We start from the raw sequence: 18041 nt of genomic DNA on the forward strand, positions 1-18041 counted from the left end.
TGTGTATAAGAGACAGCCCGTATGAAGGGGAGGCTTTGAGCTTTCAGACGAACTAAATTTTGCGCGTTGTTAGCGAATAGAAAGGTTCTATTAACGCAGTAGCGACATTGCCATGCCTGGCAGTTGGTTAGTTTGAGAAAGAACTGTTGTACCTGCTTGCATTAGCATTTGGTTCTTCGTCATGTTTGAAGATTCAACAGCAAAGTCTGCGTCAGTGATACGGCCTTTCGCTGCAGATGTGTTCTCAACCATGTTGCCTAGGTTTGTCATTGTGTGCTCAAGACGGTTGATGTTCGCACCCAATGCTGAACGTGCAGTACCGATTTGACCTAGAATACCAGCATCACCTGTTGCACCTGTTAGTGCTGTCATTGCAGTCTGCGCGTTTGCAGCTGAAGTTAGATCACCCACTGCTAGTGAACCAGATGTTCCGATTGAAGCGTTGATTGCTTGCACTTCCGTAGACACGTTTACTGCTAGCTTTTCACCCGCTTGAGTACCGATTTGGAAGTCAACTGCTCCTGCACCAAATGCTCCTGTATCTTGTAGAAGCTTGTTACCACCAAAACTTGTTGAATCCATAATGTTCGCAAGTTCTTCACCTAGTTGCTGGTATTCAGCGTCTAGTGCTGTGCGGTCGTTTGCAGATACAGAACCGTTCGAAGCTTGAGTTGCTAGGTCGTTCATGCGGTATACGATGTTTGTCATTTCATCCATCGCGCCTTCCGCAGTTTGCATCATTGAAATGCCATCTTGCGAGTTACGCATTGCAACGCTCATGCCGCGAGTTTGAGACTCAAGACGGGTAGCAATTTGTAGACCTGCTGCATCGTCTGCTGCTGAGTTGATACGGTAACCCGTGCTCAAACGTTCCATTGACGTGTTCAGAAGATTACTTGTATTGTTCAGCGTGTTTTGAGTTACAAGCGATGCGAAGTTAGTATGCATAGATAAAGCCATCTTGGTCTCCTTAGTTTTTAACTATTCTTTCAGGCTTCGGGATTCTCCCTTGCTCACTAACTAGAGGCGGTCGTTTGGTTTGAATGATTAATTGGAAAATTAAAAATTTTTTCGAAATCGCCTAATTTGATGACTTTTAGTGACATCTATTCCAGAAAATCCGCGTTTTAAGGCTGTTCAGACATAAAAAAGGGCGAGTTCTTATTGTTGAACTTGTCCTTTATCGTTCCCCCTGTTTATTTATCGTCGAACGATTTAAACGACAATGAGGTGGGAATATCACTGAAATAGCCGAAGTAATAGCTTGCACCAAGTAAGCGATAGCGGTTGAGTTCATTTTGGCTTGCGACTCTACCAGCCACCCAAGGGAACTGATTACGACGCAGGAAGCGTGCGATGGGAAGGAACGCATGCTGATCTTGCTTGTTTTCCATAGTGACCGATAGTTTGATCAGGTCAGGTTCAAACTCGGCAATGCGTTCAAAGTGTGTTTGGCTGGTCGCAATTTCAAACCACAAGGCATACGCGTTGTCTTTCAGCTGTTCAACTAAAGCAGCGACGCGTTCATGCAGGCAAAGAGTTTCATCGGCTTGCAAAGCGGGCACGACATGTTGAAATGCTGCCTTGTGGAATTGAATTATCTGATTCAAAAAGTGATGCCCTGCTTGCCATATTAAGGCATCGACCCGAATAGGCACCACGACATTGCTGATAAGGTCTGGATGAAAGGTATCGAGCTGGAACTGAGTTTGGCGCAGGGCTAGATACAAGCTGTATAAATCTAAGCAATATTGCATTTGCTCAGACAGTTCAAACTGATAAACACTCTGCTCGCCACGTACTCCAAAGCGCAAGGTAAGGTGCTGGTATTCCACCTCACCGGTTTTTGTTTTACGTATGGCCTGACAGGCGTGTTGAATGTCATTGTGTTTGAGCGCATCAAACACCAGTTGGTCGTCGTCCGTGACAATGTGTTGCAGTGCGAGATTGCACAAGTAGTCATACATCGCTTTATTTGAGATGAGATTAACCAAGGTTTCCTACCACGTTGATCTGTTTATTTTCTGGAATTTCATTGTAAGACAGTACCGCCAATCCTTGGGTAAAGGTACGTGCATAGCGTGCCAATAACGGGCGCAATTGCGGCATAACCAACAAAATTGGCGGCAGCCCTTGTTGCTTCAATTGCTGACGAATTAAAGGCAAGTTCTGTTGGAATTGGCTAAGAATGTTTGGCTCAATAGGGAAGCTATCGAGCATTACAGCGCCTGCGGCTTGTGCTTGTTGCAACGACGTCATCAGCATCTGTTCAAGTTCATCAGACAAGGCGTAGACGTTCAGTTCGTTTTTCTGCCCAGCGACTAAGTTAACTAAGGTTCGCTTGAGTGCACAGCGAACATCTGCCGCGAGTAAAATCGGATCTTTGGTGTTTTCCGAAGATTCCAACATGGTATTAGCGATGGTTCGAATGTCTTTCAACGGCACTTGGTCGAGCAGGAGCTGACGGTAAACCTTAAGCTGCTGCGCTGGTGTTAGAGCCGCTGCTAAGGCTTCGGCCAATTTTGGTGCTTGCGCTGTCAGACGTTGAGTCATGGCTTCAACATCGTCATGAGTAAACAATTCAGCCAAGTTAGTTTTCATGATTTTGCTGATGTGTGTGGCGATAACCGTGCCATCGTCAACCACTTGGTAGCCCATGTTCAGCGCTTTCGCTTTGTCTTGATGCTCTATCCAAACCGCAGGCAATTGGTAGGCGGGGTCGCTACCAAGAATCCCATCTACTTCGCCATAGGTTTCACCCACGGCAATCGCCATCAAACGTTCTGGCTCGATAAAGCCTTGCTCAATCACTTCGCCGTTCAAAGCAATGGTGTATTGGTTCGGCTTTAAACTGAGATTGTCGCGAATACGCACTTCCGGCAGTAGAAAACCCACTTGTTCAGAGAGATTGCGGCGAACACCACGAATACGCTGCGCTAGAGGCGCGCCTTGCTCTTTGTTTACCAAGTGCACCAAGCGGTAGCCTAACGCTAAAGATAACGTGTGGACATGAGGAATATCGTCCCAAGTGAGTGCGGTTTCTTCTTCCTGCATGGCATGAGATAGGGCTTCTACTTGGTCGATTTGTGTATCTTGCACTGGCTTTTTGCTTTGTCGCCAGCCCGCAAATGCTAGCACTGCGGCAAAGGTGAAGAACGCGAGGTGAGGCATTCCTGGAACCATACCAATGGTCGCCATGATAGCGGCGACGGTATACAAGGTAGCTGGTGTTGCAAGCAGCTGCTTGTGCATGGTTTCCGACATGCCGTTATCGCTGTCGTTAATACGTGTCACGATAATGGCTGCAGCGGTAGCAAGTAGCAGTGATGGAATTTGAGCAACTAGTCCGTCACCAATGGTCAGCAGGGCATAAGTCTTGAAGGCTTCTGATGCAGGCAATCCGTGCTCGAATACACCAATGCTGATACCACCAATGATGTTGATGAACAGGATCAGCAAACCAGCAACCGCATCACCACGCACAAACTTGGATGCACCATCCATGGAACCGTGGAAGTCCGCTTCGTTCGCCACCTCTTTGCGGCGTTGGCGCGCGGTTTCTTGGTCAATCAAGCCTGCATTTAAGTCGGCATCGATGGCCATTTGTTTGCCAGGTAGTGCATCCAAGGTAAAGCGTGCCGACACTTCAGAAATACGTTCGCCACCTTTGGTGATCACGACAAAGTTAATGATCATCAAGATGATGAACACCACCATACCGACCACGTAGTTACCGCCGATCACCACTTCACCGAAGGCTTGAATCACCTTACCTGCAGCATCGCTGCCGTTGTGACCTTCAAGTAATACGATACGCGTTGAAGCAACGTTTAGAGTGAGGCGAAGTAAGGTTGCGACCAACAAAATGGTTGGGAAAATCGAAAAGTCGAGTGGTCGCTTCGCTGTGGTGCTGACCAGCAATACCAAGATCGCTAACACGATATTGAAGGTGAACAGCGCGTCCAATAGCAATGGTGGCAAAGGTAAGATGACCATTGCCAATACCATCAACAAGACGATTGGAATACCAATGTAGCCTTTAGTGGAAGTTTGAAGGTGTTTTAACCGGTTAAACATACTCTGGTGTCCTTGGGTAAACGCGGGTTAATCAGTGTTGCAAATGCTTTGGAATTGAAAAATGAGGCAAAGGCGTCGGTTCCTTTCCGTCCCCTTTACGAAAGGCTTTCAACTGCAAAACGTAAGTTAAAATATGGGCCACCGCGATATAGAGTTGGCTTGGTATGGCTTGCTCAATGGCCGTGGTGTGATAAATCGAACGAGTCAGCGGCGGCGAGTTGATGATCTCGACTTTATTCTCGCGGGCGATGCGTTGAATATGCATTGCGGTTTCATCGACGCCTTTTGCCACCACAAATGGTGCATCGGACAACGATGGTTCGTATTTCAATGCCACGGCATAGTGGGTCGGGTTGGTGATCACCACGTCAGCGGTGGGCACCATCTTGTCGATTTTACGGCGCGCAAACTGTTGCTGGATTTGGCGAATGCGTTGCTTAACTTCTGGTCGGCCTTCGTTGTTCTTGAACTCTTCTTTCAGCTCTTGTTTGGTCATGCGCAGCTCTTTGAGGTGCTCCCAGCGCTGGTAAGGAATATCAAGCACTCCGAACAGTAACAGGGCGAATCCCATCAGCAGCAGACCTTCAAACAAAATCGACATGATCAGTGAAAAGCCTTGGCTAAGTGGTAAGTTTTGCATGCCAAGTAGCGGCTGAAGATGGTTGTCTAGGTAGCCATAAAGAATGCCGAAGATGACTAACACCTTGACGGTGGACTTAACCAGCTCCACCACTGATCGAGTGGAGAAAATACGCTTAATGCCCGAAATAGGATTGAGCTTACTCAGTTTCGGCAGCACGTTCGCCGGACGGAACATCCAGCCGCCTAACACCATGCTGCTGCCAAAGGTGACAATGATGATGACTGTGAAGAGAGGCAAGAGCATCTCAATGATCACCGCCAAGCTCTGACCAAGGTGCTCCACCAATTGTTTTGGGTTTTCTAGGTCTGCTTTGGTTAGGGTCATGTTGTAACGGAATACACCAGACATGCTTTCCCAAATACTGTTGAGCTGGGAATAAAAAAACATCGCAACGGCTAAGAAGATAACTGCGGTAGTGAACTCTTTTGCGCGCGGAATTTGTCCTTCCTGACGGGCTTTTTTCACCTTCTGGGGGGAGGCTTTCTCGGTTTTGTCTTGAGACGACTGTTCGCTCATGCGCCCCCCAACATAAAGTTATTTAAGAAACGAATGGTGTCGTGAACTAACGCGGTATAGCGACTTGGCACCCCAGAGACAGAGATCAACACGCTGAACAAACCTAACAGCATGGTCATCGGAAAACCCAGCGCATAAACGTTTAGAGAGGGCGCGGCTCGGTTCATCACACCAAAGCTGATGTTGGCGAGCAGCATAGAAACGATCGCTGGTAATGCTAAGGCAAGCGCAGAAGCAAACATCCACCCAAAGATATTCACGACACCTTGCAAAGACAGGGCGGTGATACCCGAGCCTACAGGCCAAATGACAAAGCTTTGAATGACGATATCAATAACCAGTAAATGCCCTTCAAGTGCAAGAAAAAGCAAAGTCGAAAAGATAAGGAACATGCGACCTAGAATCGCCACAGACAAGCCATTAACCGGATCGTTCATCATCGCCATACCCAAGCCCATTTGTAACGAGATAGTCTGGCCGAGCATGGTGAATACATTGAACAACATGTGCAGGATTAAGCCGAACATCAGCCCCCAAATCGCCTGTTCAAAGGCTAAGAAAAGCGAGGTCATCGAGAACAGTTCGACTTCTGGCATCGGTGGCATCAGGGGGGCGGTGATCACCACAATCGAGAGCGCAAGTAAACTGCGGACCCAAACTGGAATCAACGCGTCACCAAAAAATGGCATGGAAATGAACACGGCACCGACGCGAAAAAATGGCCACCAAAGCTGACCTAGAATCACAGACAGTTCCGCAAACGTGATCGCCATTAGCCGATCATTCCCGGTATGTTATGGAACAAGAAATCAAACAACTCCATGATTTTTCGTAGCATCCAGTGGCCTGCAAAAATCACCATCAGCAGCGTGACTAACAAACGTGGCAGGAAGCTCAGGGTTTGCTCATTAATTTGCGTGGCAGCCTGAAATACAGCAATACACAGGCCAACAATCAAACCCGGTACGACCAAAACGGCCACCATCAAGATGATCAGCCAGACGGCGTCAGAAAATAGGGTAACGGTGAGTTCCGGTGTCATGATGCGCCTCCACTACCCAAAGCTGGCGGATAGTGTACCGACCGTCATTGCCCAGCCGTCGACCAGAACAAACACTACGAGCTTGAATGGCAGAGAAATGATCAGGGGTGACAGCATCATCATACCCATTGCCATCAACACGCTGGCGACGACAAGGTCGATGATTAGGAACGGTATAAACAACATGAAGCCAATTTGAAACGCGGTTTTCAGCTCACTGATGACAAAAGCGGGCAAAACGACAGCAAACGAAATGTCTTCCACGTTTTGGTCGATGGGCTCGTTGGCAATACGCAACATTTGCTCCAGCGAGCTTTGGTGGGTTTGTGCCAACATAAAGTTTCGCACTGGCTTTTCGGCCACCGAAAACGCCTGCATCAAGGTGATCTCGCCATTGTCATAAGGCTTAAAAGCATTGTCGTGAATATCGGTCCAGACAGGGCGCATAATAAGTAACGTCAATGCCAGTGCAATGCCGACCAAAACACGGTTTGGCGGGCTTTGCTGTAGACCTAATGCCTGACGCAGAATCGCCAACACCACGATAATGCGTGTAAAGCTGGTGGCCATCAAGATGAAGGCTGGCAAGAAACTGAGAGCTGTCATGAGCAACAGGATTTGTAGCTTAACGCTGTACTCTTGCTGTGTGTCCCCGTCGGAAACGGATAAGATGGTTAAGCCATTGTCGGCAGCCATGGTTGGCAGTGCAAACAGCAGTAAACCCAGTAATGCAATCACCATTAACGGCAACCGAAGCTGACTGTCACTCAGAAGATTCATCGCACCACCCACCTGAATTTATCGACCTACGCCGCTAAGCGCAGAGTCATGCACATCGATCAGGCGTAGGCCATATTTGTCGTTAATAACCACGACTTCTGCCTGCCCCATCAGAGAGCCGTTTACTTTCACATCAAGTGGTTCGCCATTGAGCTTGTCCAGTTCAATTACTGTGCCTTCACCGGCTTTCATCAGGTCGCCCAAAGGAATCTCTTTGCTTGCGACTTCTAGCGTGACCGTTACTGGGATGCTTTTGAAGAAACTTAGGTCGCGCTCTGCAACAGGCTCGGGAGCGGATGCCTGTTCAGTTTCAAAATCTTCCAATTGAAAATCGTCAAAGTTTAAATCATCGGCGTCGAATGCTTGGTTGTCTTGCGCGTCGCTCATCGCTGCGATTCCTTATCTGGGTTAAAAATCAGTACAAGCTGGCCGTCTTGTTCCGCAACACGGCCAGAGAAAAGAGTTTGGTTACCAATGCTTACTGGCACGGTGTTGAGAAGCTCGATGGGCAATATATCGTCCGGTTGCAATCCGACCACATCACTCAGCGCCATGGTTTTCTTGCTCAATACGACATTGAGACGCACTGGTGTTGATTCCAGAGAGCGACAAAACGGCTGATACAAGTCCGTATCGTTATGGAGGGCTAGCTGCTCGATCAAAGTTTGAATCATGGTGCTATCGAGCTTGAGGTGAATAGCACCTTGGAAATCTTCAAACGCGATAGAAAGCTCAGCATGGAGTCCGATTCCTCGTGGTGTCTCGTACTCGCAGGTTTGCCACATTTCTTGCGGTGCAAGCCAGTTGATGATGATTCGGCTGATGCGCTCTTGAAGCCGTAAGTCACTCGCCGTCAAAGAAGTGGAAGTGCGCTCGGTTGCGGCGCCGTAAAAGCGATCGGCCAGTTTGATTAATGCTTGCGCGTCTCCATGGATATACACCATGCCACCATCTTGGTGTTGATAGGTGGAGGTTTGGTCTTTATCCAATAAAGTTGGTGAGAATCTGTGTAGTTCTACGGCAACTAAATTCGCTTCAATTTTGTTGGTGCTGAGCCAATTTTGTAATTCATTGGTTAGGCCCGAACAAGACTCTGAGATCAAACTTTCGAGCTTCTCACGAATGATATGAATAGGTTTGCCTAGCAACTCTACATCAAGCAATTTGATGTCGGAAATAGGCTCATTAACTCTGCTTTCCATTTGTATTTTACCGTGCGTTAACAAACTAAACTGTTTTAACTTAATAGCGGACAGTCTACACAGAATTTTTTAAGAACCTTTAGTTTCAACTTTAAAGATTGTGACTTTAGTTCACATGTTGATTTGAATCTAACTATAGGTACTTTTAATGAAAATTAAAAAGAGTTAGCTTTGACTTATAAAAGAGTTAATAAAAAATATAACAATTATTAGCTAAGTTGTTGTTAATTCGACCAGTTAATGCTGATGGATAGAACGGCAGTCTTTGCAATTTGAGCCTTGTAACTCATTGTTTTGTTGGTCTAAAAAGTCTATTTATGAATGCTTGCTTGAGCTTTGTGACGGAATTATGACCACTTTTAATATTTCAGAATAGGGAATTTATATGATTACCTATGCCAAATTTTATAATCCAATGGCATATTTAATTAAACCTTCTATGTCAGGGAATTGTGATAAATACCTACAAAGAAGCCGTTTGATAATATTTTCTAAAGTATTCCTGTTAGCTGGTTTAACTTCACCTAGTTTTGCATTGGCAGGTGAGAAAATCACCGTTCCAATGGATATTTCCACTTGGCTATATAAAGGAAGTAAATTTGAATGCAACTTAATGCACTCAAATATTCCTGAGGGGAAGTTTTATTTCCGCGCGGAACCAAATAACCGAGTTTCTTTTATTGCCAACGTTCATAATAACAACAATAAATGGAACGGCGCTGTATTGCTTAGTGAGAGTGCACCGTGGGAAGGGGAGCTTTTAAGAAAAGAAGAGGCTTCGCTTGCGTTTACCTCGGCAACTAACCAGTTCGCTTTCTCGCATGATATAGAGTCTCTACTTGAATCCATTTCTTCCGGAAGTTGGGTTACGTTGTCACTTGGTGGAAGTGAAGGTTCCGCTCTCAGCAGTATCACTCTGCCAACCATTCAAATACAAAATGCATTGACCTCATTCAATCAATGTCGAGATCAACTGCCAAAGTTATCTTACTCCCAGGCTCGTGATGTGAATTTACCATTTCAGTTTGGTCAAAAAACATTAAGCCGCAGCCAACAAAGTACCTTGGCAGCATTCTACAGTTACATTTCTGTCGATGATCGCGTCACCAAAATTCTTGTCGATGGCCATACCGTTAATGTTGGCTCTCAATTGGCGAATTTAAACGTATCTCGCCAGCGAGCTGAGCAAGTCGCAGAGGCTTTGGTTCAACAAGGTGTTGACCGTTCGTTGATTGAAGTTCGTGCTCATGGCTCGCGATATCCAATTGCCAGTAATAACACCCAAGCAGGGCAAGCCAAAAACCGTCGAGTGACACTGCGCTTGGTTCGAGATAACGAGCGTGTGATTACTAAAAATGACTTGGCCAGGCACACGCCAGGCAAAAGCAACCCAGAAGTAAAACAACAACCCCAACAAGAGAAGGTAAAGGTTCAATGATGACGAAAATGGATATTTTGTTGGTTGAGCCAAATGAACACCTCGCTCAACCAGTGCTGGATGTACTTGGGAATGCTGGTTATTCCGCAAGACACAGTCGTACTGGTCGCAGCGCGCTATTGGAAGAGCGAGCTTGCATTACGTTGGTCAGCTCAAACTTACCGGACATGTGTGTACGTGAGTTTGTCGCTTGTCATCAAAAACAGCGTAGTGCTGGTGTGGTGATTGCGATTGTTGATCAAGAGCAGGGCATTTTGGCGGCGGAAACAATGAAGTCGGGGGCGACGGATTACTTACTTCGTCCCTTTGAAACGAATCAATTGCTGAACTTACTCAAGCGAGTGGAAGCCTTGGGCAAACCGCTGGCCAACATCGTGGCTGAATCATGGCGCAGTAAACAAGTGCTTCAACTCGCGCACCGCGCTGCCTGCACCAATGCCAGCGTGCTTATTACTGGTGAATCGGGTACGGGTAAGGAAGTGCTGGCACGTTATGTTCATGAGCAATCTCCTCGTGATGACGGTCCGTTTGTCGCAGTGAACTGTGCTGCGATTCCAGAATCTATGTTGGAAGCAGTACTGTTTGGCCACGTGAAAGGGGCATTTACTGGTGCCACCAATTCGCAAAGCGGTAAGTTTGAAGAGGCCAATGGTGGCACGATTCTACTGGATGAAATTGGTGAGATGTCACCAGCGGTGCAGGCGAAGTTATTACGTGTGCTTCAAGAGCGAGAAGTGGAACGTGTTGGCAGTCATAAAGCGATTCAGTTGGATATCCGAGTGATCGCTGCAACCAACAAAGACCTGCGCGAAGAAGTGCAAAAAGGCACATTTCGTGAAGATCTTTACTACCGCTTGGATGTGCTGCCATTGCATTGGCCACCTCTGCGAGAGCGCAAAGAAGACATTTTGCCGATCAGTCAGTTCTTTATTGGAAAATACCAAGACGGCAGCCGCTGCCATCTGTCTCAAGATGCCATTTCTGCCCTGAGCCAATATCACTGGCCGGGCAATATTCGCGAACTCGAAAACGTCATTCAACGTGCACTTGTCATGCGTCACGGGGATTACATCACCGCGCATGATCTGATGCTGCCAATCGAATTGCTGGCGCCTGTGCCTTCCGCTGAACCGGCTTCAAGCTTTGGCCACGTTGAGGCGAAGAAGCAAGCTGAGTTCCAGTTTATTCTCGACAAATTACGTCAGTTTGGTGGAAACCGAACTAAAACGGCCAACGCTTTGGGAGTGTCTACTCGAGCGTTACGTTACAAGCTCGCCGCCATGCGCGAACACGGTATTGATTTACAGTCGGCGCTTGGCTCGGCTGCCTAAAAGGAGAAAAGTAGATGGCAAGTCAACCAACTAATGCAGTCTCAGCAGAGCAATTAATGCTGTCTAAAATGGAGGCAATGCGAACGCAAGTTCAGCCGCCAGAATTTGTTGTGAGTGCAAACCCGTTAGATCAACAATCTTTGAACGCCCCATTGTCTTTCTCACAAGCGATGACCAATGTGCTGGATACGGTCAATCAGCATCAATCGGTAGCGAGTCAAAAAATGACCGCCGTCGAAACGGGCGCAAGTGATGATTTGGTTGGCGCGATGATCGCCAGCCAAAAAGCGAGCCTTTCATTCAATGCTTTGATGCAAGTGCGCAACAAAGTGGTCATGTCCTTTGAAGATATCATGAAGATGCCGGTGTAACCCATGTCAGAACTTTCCACTCAAGTGGCCGGTAATTCTGCAATGCATGCCGGTACAACTCAGACTCCTTCCTCAAATCGAGGAATGGATGACGTAACCAATAAAATCAAACAATTGTGGTCGAGCAGCCAACGTAACCTCGTATTATCCGCGGTGTTAGCGGCCATTGTTGCGGCCATCATCGTGGTGGCGCTTTGGAGCTCTTCGCAAAGCTTCCGTCCGTTATACAGCCAACAAGAGCGTTTTGATATCGGCGAAATTGTGTCGGTATTAGAAAGCGAAGGCATTAGCTACCGCATGCAAGAGCAAAACGGCCAAGTATTGGTTCCAGAAGGTGAAGTTGCCCGCATCCGCATGCTGCTTGCTTCGAAAGGGGTGAAAGCGAAATTGCCAACGGGTCTGGACTCATTAAAAGAAGACAGCTCGCTAGGTACCAGCCAGTTTATGGAAACGGCACGTTATCGTCACGGTTTAGAAGGTGAGTTAGTGCGCACTATCATGTCGCTAAATACAGTAGCGAATGCACGTGTCCATCTTGCGATTCCTCGTCAAACCTTGTTTGTGCGCCAAAACACGGAAAATCCATCGGCGTCTGTGATGTTAGAGCTTAAGCCGGGCGAAGATCTTAAGCCTGAGCAGGTCGAAGCTATCATCAACCTGGTGGTTGGCAGCGTGACAGCAATGAAGCCTGAATTTGTCTCGGTCATTGACCAATACGGTCGACTATTGAGTGCGGATGTGGCTTCTGCTGAAGCGGGCAAAGTGAACGCGAAATACCTTGAATACCAAAAGAGCGTTGAGAAGCAAATCATCCAACGCGCGGCTGACATGCTAACGCCAATCGTAGGGCCAAGTAACTTCCGCGTACAAGTTGCGGCGGATATGAACTTTAGCCAAGTCGAAGAGACACAAGAGATCCTCGACAACGCACCAGTCGTTCGTAATGAACACACTATTCAAAACAATTCTGTTGATCAAATCGCGTTAGGCATTCCTGGCTCGTTAAGCAATCAACCTCCCGTAACTGGTGAAACGCCAACCAACGATAGCCAGAACACCAATGCACGTTCAGAAGTGAATCGCCAATATGCGGTAGGCAGCAGTGTGCGTCGAACTCAGTACCAACAAGGTCAAGTTGAAAAGCTTAGCGTGTCAGTTCTGCTTAACTCGCAAGCCGCCCCGGATGGCGTCGCGTGGAGTGAAGCGGATAAATCGCAAATCTCAACCATGATCATGGACGCTGTGGGTATCTCGAATGCGCGTGGTGACAGCTTGAGTTTGATGAGCTTTAACTTCACCCCAATTGAGATCGACGCGCCGCCAGCACTGCCTTGGTGGCAAGACCCAACAGTTCAGCAGCCACTGCGTTACGTGATTGGCGGTGTGTTGGGGCTAGCGATGATCTTCTTTGTGCTGCGCCCGTTGATCATGCATTTAACGGGAGCGGATAAGCCTGCTCAAGAACTTGAATTTGCTGAGCCACAAGAAGAACCGCAATACGATAACCTCCAAACTCGTGAAGAGCGTGAGCGCGAAGAGGTGCTTAACCGCAAACTGTCAGAGAAAGGTATTGCCGTATCGTCCGGCTTGGATGTGAACAGCGACATGCTGCCGCCAGCGGGTTCTCCACTAGAGATTCAATTGAAACATCTACAGCTTATTGCTAACGAAGAGCCAGAGCGTGTAGCCGAAATTCTGAAACAATGGGTAAACATCAATGAACACAGCACAGTCGACGTCAAAGCAGACGCTTAGTTATGTAGAAAAAACCGCGCTTGTGCTGTTGGGCATGGGTGAAGATGCAGCAGCTAAAGTGTTACAGCATTTTAGCCGTGATGAAACCCAGCGGGTGACACGTGCAATGGCAAAGTTGAATGGCATCAAAAGTGATTCTGCCCGCAATGTGATTCAACATTTCTTTGAAGATTTCCGTGAACACAGTGGTATTCGTGGCGCATCAAAAGAGTACTTGTCGAATACTTTACGTAAAGCCTTGGGTAATGATCTGGCTAAGGGCTTACTCAACAACCTGTACGGCGATGAAATTCGCAATAACATGCAGCGTTTGCAGTGGGTAGAAGCAGAAACACTTGCCCGTTTCATTGTCAATGAACACCCTCAGATGCAAGCCATCTTCTTGGCGTACTTGCCTGCGGACAGCTCTTCTGCGGTCTTGAAGCACTTGCCTCAGGATTATCATGATGAAATCTTGTTCCGCATCGCTCAATTGCAAGATATTGATCATCAAGTTGCAAACGATCTGCATGAGTTGGTGGAGCGCTGTATCGATAAAGTGTCTGCAAGCCAAAGCACACCGCTATCGGGCGTAAAACAAGCGGCGGATATCATTAACCGATTTGAAGGTGACCGCGCATCCTTGATGGAAATGCTCAAATTGCATGACGAGAACGTGGTCAACGAAATCGAAGAGAACATGTTCGACTTTCTGGTGCTCGGTCGTCAGCGCGAGGAAACCATGGACGCGTTGGTTCAGCAAATTCCACTAGAGTTGTGGGCTGTGGCATTGAAAGGTGCAGAGATTACCTTACAGCAAGCCATCAAACGCTCTATGCCACAACGTATGGTCAAAGCGTTAGAAGATGACATGGAGCTGCGTGGTGCAGTGGTACTGAGCCGAGTACAGCGTGCTCGCCAAGATATTATGCAGTTGATACGAGAGCTTGATGAAGCGGGCGAAATCCAACTGGTACTCTACGAAGAACCAACGGTGGAGTAAGGCGATGAGCGAGAGAAGATCAAGCGCCATGCGCTTACCACCAAGCGGCTACCGTTTACATCGTTTTCCGCCTTTGGCTCAGCCAGTGAACATTGAAGATAACTTCGCACTAGACGAACAAGGTTGGCAAGATACGCAAGCGGATGTTCAACAGCAGCTTGAGGCTGGCTTCCAGCAAGGTCTACAACAAGGGCATGATGAAGGGCTTCGCCAAGGGATTGAGCAAGGCAAACAACAAGGATTGCTGGAAGGGCAGAAAGAAGGTTTCCAGAAGGGGTTTATCTCTGGAGAGCAGTCCGGAAAACAGGGCTTTGTGGAAGCGGCTAAACCAGTCAATGAGCTGTTCCATGCCTTATCTCGTTGGCAGAATGAAAAAGAGCAACAACAGCGTCATATGATCTGCGAATTGGTGCAGAAAGTCGCGCAGCAAGTGATTCGTGCGGAGCTCACCTTGATGCCGCAACAGATTCTGGCTCTGGTCTATGAAACCTTGTCAGCCATGCCGGGCAAAGCAGAGAGCGTGATTGTTCATCTCAACCCGCAGGATTTGGAGCGCATTACACAAATTAACGCGGATTTACCGACGGCTTGGAAACTGGTCGCTAATGCAGAGCTACCTGTTGGTGGATGCCAACTTGTGACAGAGGATGCAGAGGCGGATGCGAGCTGCGATTCACGCCTGCAGGCCTGTATGGATAACGTGAAGCAACACTTACTTGACGAAGTCTCGATGCCACAGGTAGGCACTGAGCATGAGTAACACGTTGAGCCACGAGCTGTTAAACGAACGATTGAGTGATGCATTAGCGTCACTCGATTCGATTCCTGTCGCGCGAGTGACGGGACGTTTGATCAAAGTGAACGGCTTAATGCTGCAAGCCGTCGGGTGCCGATTCAAACTTGAACAGCGCTGTCTGGTTGAAACCGCTGAGGGCGACATGATCGAGGCACAAGTGGTTGGCTTTGATCATACCGTGGCTTACTTAATGCCAATTCGCCGCTTAGGTGGCTTGTTCGCTGGCGCCAAGGTGATCCCCCTTGACGGCGACAGTACGGTCCAGCTCAGTTCACAATGGCTAGGACGTGTAGTGAATGGGCTTGGCGAACCTTTTGATGATGGTGCGCCGCTTAAGGGGGGAGATCGTGTCTCACTTGAACCTAAACCGATCAACCCGCTTAAGCGTCGTCCTGTTGATACGCCTTTAGATGTTGGGGTTCGCGCGATCAATGGTTTGCTCACCGTAGGCAAAGGCCAGCGTATCGGTTTAATGGCGGGCAGTGGCGTCGGTAAAAGTGTCTTGATGGGCATGATCACGCAGAACACTGAGGCCGATGTGATTGTGGTGGGATTAATTGGCGAACGTGGGAGAGAGGTTCGTGAATTTGTTGAACGCAACCTCACCCCAGAAGCGCGTAAGAAAGCCATTATCGTAGCTGCGCCAGCCGACGAATCTCCTCTGATGCGACTGCGTGCGACACTACTTTGCCATCGTGTGGCGGAGTATTTTCGCGACCAAGGCAAAGACGTGTTACTGCTGATGGATTCATTGACACGTTACGCCATGGCACAACGTGAAATTGCCCTTTCTTTGGGTGAACCACCTGCCTCACGTGGTTATCCACCTTCGGTATTCAGCGTGTTACCTCAGCTCCTCGAACGAGCAGGGAACAGCGAAAACCCTAACGGAAGTTTGACTGCGATTTATACCGTTCTCGCCGAAGGGGACGACCAACAAGATCCTGTTGTGGATTCGGCTCGAGCGATCCTTGATGGGCATGTAGTGCTGTCTCGTCAACTCGCTGAGCAAGGCCACTATCCTGCGATTGATATCAATGCGTCTATCAGTCGCTGCATGAATGCTTGCACTCATGAGGCGCACAGTACTATTGCGAATAACTTCCGTCAGCTTTACTCCAACTACTTGCAAGTGAAAGAGTTATTACCACTGGGAGGATACCAACCCGGACAAGATCCAGAGTTGGATCAGTCGGTTTCTATGTATCCGCATTTACGTGCTTATTTACAACAGTCAGCCAATGAAGCGGTGGACTATCCAACCAGTTTGACGGCGTTAGCGCAGATGTTTCAAAGTGAACAGCAGTAGCAGTTTGATAAGCGGATTAAGGAATTAGATGGAATCGAAACTTAAGGCAGTAGGCAAGCTGCAACTGATGGAAGAAAAGCAGCGTGACAGAGTGGGACAACAGCTTGATGTTATGCGTCAGCGTCACTCTCATCTTACGATGCAGTTAGCGCAGCTTTCTGCCTTGAAAAACCATGCCGGACAATCCGCATTAACGACTCCTGTGCTCAATAGCGCGGCTTTGATGAACCTCAACCGCGTAGACCAAATGCTTCAAAAGATGCTGCGCCACCACGAACACGAACAAGCGGTGATGCAAGCGGAATGTGCATCTGTACAAAAACACCTCGACTACAAACATGCCCGAGTTAAAGGCTTGGAGAAGGTACTGGAACGTTGGCGCACCAAACAAAACTACGAAAAAGCCAAGAAAGAACAAAAGCTGATTGAAGATATCATCAACTCTCGATTAAAGCGCAAAGTCTTATAGTGCGCTTAGCTCTGATTGAGGTGTTGGCTTTACTTCAAGTAGCTCGTCTAAACATTTGCGATAGGACAAATCCGGCAAACACAGAGAAGGTGACACCAAGCGTCAGAAACAGCATCGCTTTAACTTTGAATACGGCGATCCGATGCAGCATTATTCATGAGTTTGATCTGTAAGTGGTTGGGTAGCCGATAATAACAGGATTATCGGCATGGAATGAATAGGAAAATCTCGATAAGTAGCGTTTTTATTCTAAAAAGTGTAACTAAGGTTAAAGCCACTTGCTACAAGGCTTCTCGGCGTCTTAACCACGTGAGTAAACCGCCTAATGCGAGCCATCCGAACCCGATAGAACCCCCACTGCTGCCATTGCTGCCAAAGTCGTTACTGAGGGTATCCTCTGGGTCAAAACCGGAGTCTCCTTCGCTATGATAATCCTCGGTTGCCGCAAGCGAGGCATCATAAGTTGTTTTTGTTCCAGCGCTGGTTTGTGCTTCGATCCACGGGGTATAATTCAACACTTCGGTAAATACGCTTGGAATCGCTGGGGATTCACATCTAGAAGAGCCATAACTGACAATACCGATTTGCTGATAGTTACCGTTGTTATCCTGGTAGGTTAATGGTCCGCCCGAATCGCCACTACAAATCCCTGTGTAATCGCGGTCTGGAAAGCCATTCGCACACAAACTTTCTTGTGAGTTGAAGTCGGGCACCAGTGAAATACATTGGCTATCGTTGAGCGGCTGAATTTCTGCCCAGCGAAGGTAATTCGGTCCTGTTTGGTCGTCGGTTGACGTTTGCCCAAGCCCGAAAACCTGGTACACCGACTGGTTACTGTAGTCACCAAAGTCTTGCGGCAAAGTGATAGATTGAACGTTATCAGTGATTGGACGAGTGAGCTCCAAAATGGCGATATCGTTAATCCACAGGTCATTGGGATTGTAGTCTGGATGAATCGTAATCGAACGTACGTCTTTGAACTCTTCAACAAACACATCATTCATGGTTGGGTTCTTCACCAAGACTCGAAGATCATTGATTGTCCAACCATCAGTAAATACGTCCGATTCTACACAGTGTGCAGCGGTCATGATGTAGCGGTCATTGACGATCGTACCACCACAGATGTTGGCAAACTGACGTGAGCCAGTGCGGTGCAATATTAGGCGAGCAAAGAAAGGGAGTTGATTAGCAGAGGCTTGTTGGCCGCCAATAATAAATGTTGTGAAATCAGTGTCGTCACCGTTATTCGCCGTTTCTGCACAAACTGCCAGTGGTCCCATGAGTAAAACACTACTCAGAAAAACATGATACAACCGCATAAAACCGT

The 18041-nt window shown here is 47.8% G+C and carries 18 protein-coding genes; 8 read left to right on the forward strand and 10 right to left on the reverse strand.

Annotation, left to right across the window (positions count from 1 at the left end):
- Positions 1-90: 90 nt before the first annotated feature.
- The 9 genes from lafA to KIV40_RS09305 form a co-directional block, all read right to left on the reverse strand.
- Positions 91-960, reverse strand: a complete 870-nt coding sequence (gene lafA / locus KIV40_RS09265; RefSeq protein WP_285348809.1) for a lateral flagellin LafA — start codon at positions 958-960, stop codon at positions 91-93.
- Positions 961-1196: 236 nt separating this feature from the next.
- Entirely contained in the window at positions 1197-1994 is a 798-nt protein-coding gene (locus tag KIV40_RS09270) for an EAL domain-containing protein (RefSeq protein ID WP_011999249.1), read from the reverse strand.
- Complete coding sequence (gene flhA, locus KIV40_RS09275) at positions 1987-4077, reverse strand: flagellar biosynthesis protein FlhA (protein ID WP_285348810.1); 2091 nt, start codon at positions 4075-4077, stop codon at positions 1987-1989. Before flhA ends, KIV40_RS09270 begins: the two co-directional genes overlap by 8 nt.
- Before the next feature lie 31 nt (positions 4078-4108).
- A complete protein-coding gene (flhB, locus tag KIV40_RS09280; protein WP_228174784.1) occupies positions 4109-5236 on the reverse strand; it encodes a flagellar biosynthesis protein FlhB in 1128 nt (375 codons plus the stop codon).
- Positions 5233-6009, reverse strand: coding sequence for a flagellar biosynthetic protein FliR (gene fliR, locus KIV40_RS09285; protein WP_005532242.1), 777 nt, complete (start codon positions 6007-6009; stop codon positions 5233-5235). The genes flhB and fliR overlap by 4 nt, the downstream gene beginning before the upstream one ends.
- The gene (gene fliQ, locus KIV40_RS09290) at positions 6009-6278 is read right to left on the reverse strand and encodes a flagellar biosynthesis protein FliQ (protein ID WP_005375036.1); all 270 of its coding nucleotides are present in this window, start codon (positions 6276-6278) and stop codon (positions 6009-6011) included. The genes fliR and fliQ overlap by 1 nt, the downstream gene beginning before the upstream one ends.
- A gap of 12 nt (positions 6279-6290) precedes the next feature.
- On the reverse strand, positions 6291-7058 hold the full coding sequence (gene fliP, locus KIV40_RS09295) for a flagellar type III secretion system pore protein FliP (RefSeq protein ID WP_285348811.1): 768 nt from the start codon (positions 7056-7058) through the stop codon (positions 6291-6293).
- A gap of 18 nt (positions 7059-7076) precedes the next feature.
- A complete protein-coding gene (fliN, locus tag KIV40_RS09300) occupies positions 7077-7445 on the reverse strand; it encodes a flagellar motor switch protein FliN (protein WP_134976202.1) in 369 nt (122 codons plus the stop codon).
- Positions 7442-8260 carry a FliM/FliN family flagellar motor switch protein gene (locus tag KIV40_RS09305; protein ID WP_045396475.1) on the reverse strand — a complete coding sequence of 273 codons (819 nt, stop codon included), beginning with the start codon at positions 8258-8260 and terminating at the stop codon, positions 7442-7444. The genes fliN and KIV40_RS09305 overlap by 4 nt, the downstream gene beginning before the upstream one ends.
- A gap of 385 nt (positions 8261-8645) precedes the next feature.
- Between KIV40_RS09305 and KIV40_RS09310 the strand changes: the two genes are divergently transcribed.
- The 8 genes from KIV40_RS09310 to fliJ are packed head-to-tail and all read left to right on the forward strand — an operon-like array spanning position 8646 to position 16711.
- Positions 8646-9698 (forward strand): OmpA family protein, encoded by a 1053-nt coding sequence (locus tag KIV40_RS09310; RefSeq protein WP_285348812.1) that lies wholly within the window; start codon positions 8646-8648, stop codon positions 9696-9698.
- A complete protein-coding gene (locus KIV40_RS09315; protein ID WP_181145787.1) occupies positions 9698-11029 on the forward strand; it encodes a sigma-54 dependent transcriptional regulator in 1332 nt (443 codons plus the stop codon). The genes KIV40_RS09310 and KIV40_RS09315 overlap by 1 nt, the downstream gene beginning before the upstream one ends.
- Positions 11030-11043: 14 nt before the next feature.
- Positions 11044-11400, forward strand: a complete 357-nt coding sequence (gene fliE / locus KIV40_RS09320; RefSeq protein WP_005532233.1) for a flagellar hook-basal body complex protein FliE — start codon at positions 11044-11046, stop codon at positions 11398-11400.
- A gap of 3 nt (positions 11401-11403) precedes the next feature.
- Complete coding sequence (gene fliF / locus KIV40_RS09325; RefSeq protein ID WP_285348813.1) at positions 11404-13155, forward strand: flagellar basal-body MS-ring/collar protein FliF; 1752 nt, start codon at positions 11404-11406, stop codon at positions 13153-13155.
- Entirely contained in the window at positions 13118-14137 is a 1020-nt protein-coding gene (locus tag KIV40_RS09330) for a flagellar motor switch protein FliG (RefSeq protein ID WP_191117017.1), read from the forward strand. The genes fliF and KIV40_RS09330 overlap by 38 nt, the downstream gene beginning before the upstream one ends.
- A gap of 4 nt (positions 14138-14141) precedes the next feature.
- Positions 14142-14897: a flagellar assembly protein FliH gene (fliH, locus tag KIV40_RS09335; RefSeq protein ID WP_285348814.1), complete on the forward strand. Its 756-nt coding sequence runs from the start codon at positions 14142-14144 to the stop codon at positions 14895-14897.
- Positions 14890-16242 carry a flagellar protein export ATPase FliI gene (fliI, locus tag KIV40_RS09340; protein WP_005532229.1) on the forward strand — a complete coding sequence of 451 codons (1353 nt, stop codon included), beginning with the start codon at positions 14890-14892 and terminating at the stop codon, positions 16240-16242. Before fliH ends, fliI begins: the two co-directional genes overlap by 8 nt.
- Positions 16243-16270: 28 nt before the next feature.
- The gene (gene fliJ, locus KIV40_RS09345) at positions 16271-16711 is read left to right on the forward strand and encodes a flagellar export protein FliJ (protein ID WP_134976191.1); all 441 of its coding nucleotides are present in this window, start codon (positions 16271-16273) and stop codon (positions 16709-16711) included.
- 281 nt (positions 16712-16992) lie between these two features.
- Here fliJ and KIV40_RS09350 read toward each other — a convergent pair whose 3' ends face one another.
- Positions 16993-17994, reverse strand: a complete 1002-nt coding sequence (locus KIV40_RS09350; protein ID WP_285348815.1) for a serine protease — start codon at positions 17992-17994, stop codon at positions 16993-16995.
- Positions 17995-18041 lie beyond the last annotated feature (47 nt).

The sequence above is a fragment of the Vibrio sp. D173a genome (assembly GCF_030248475.1).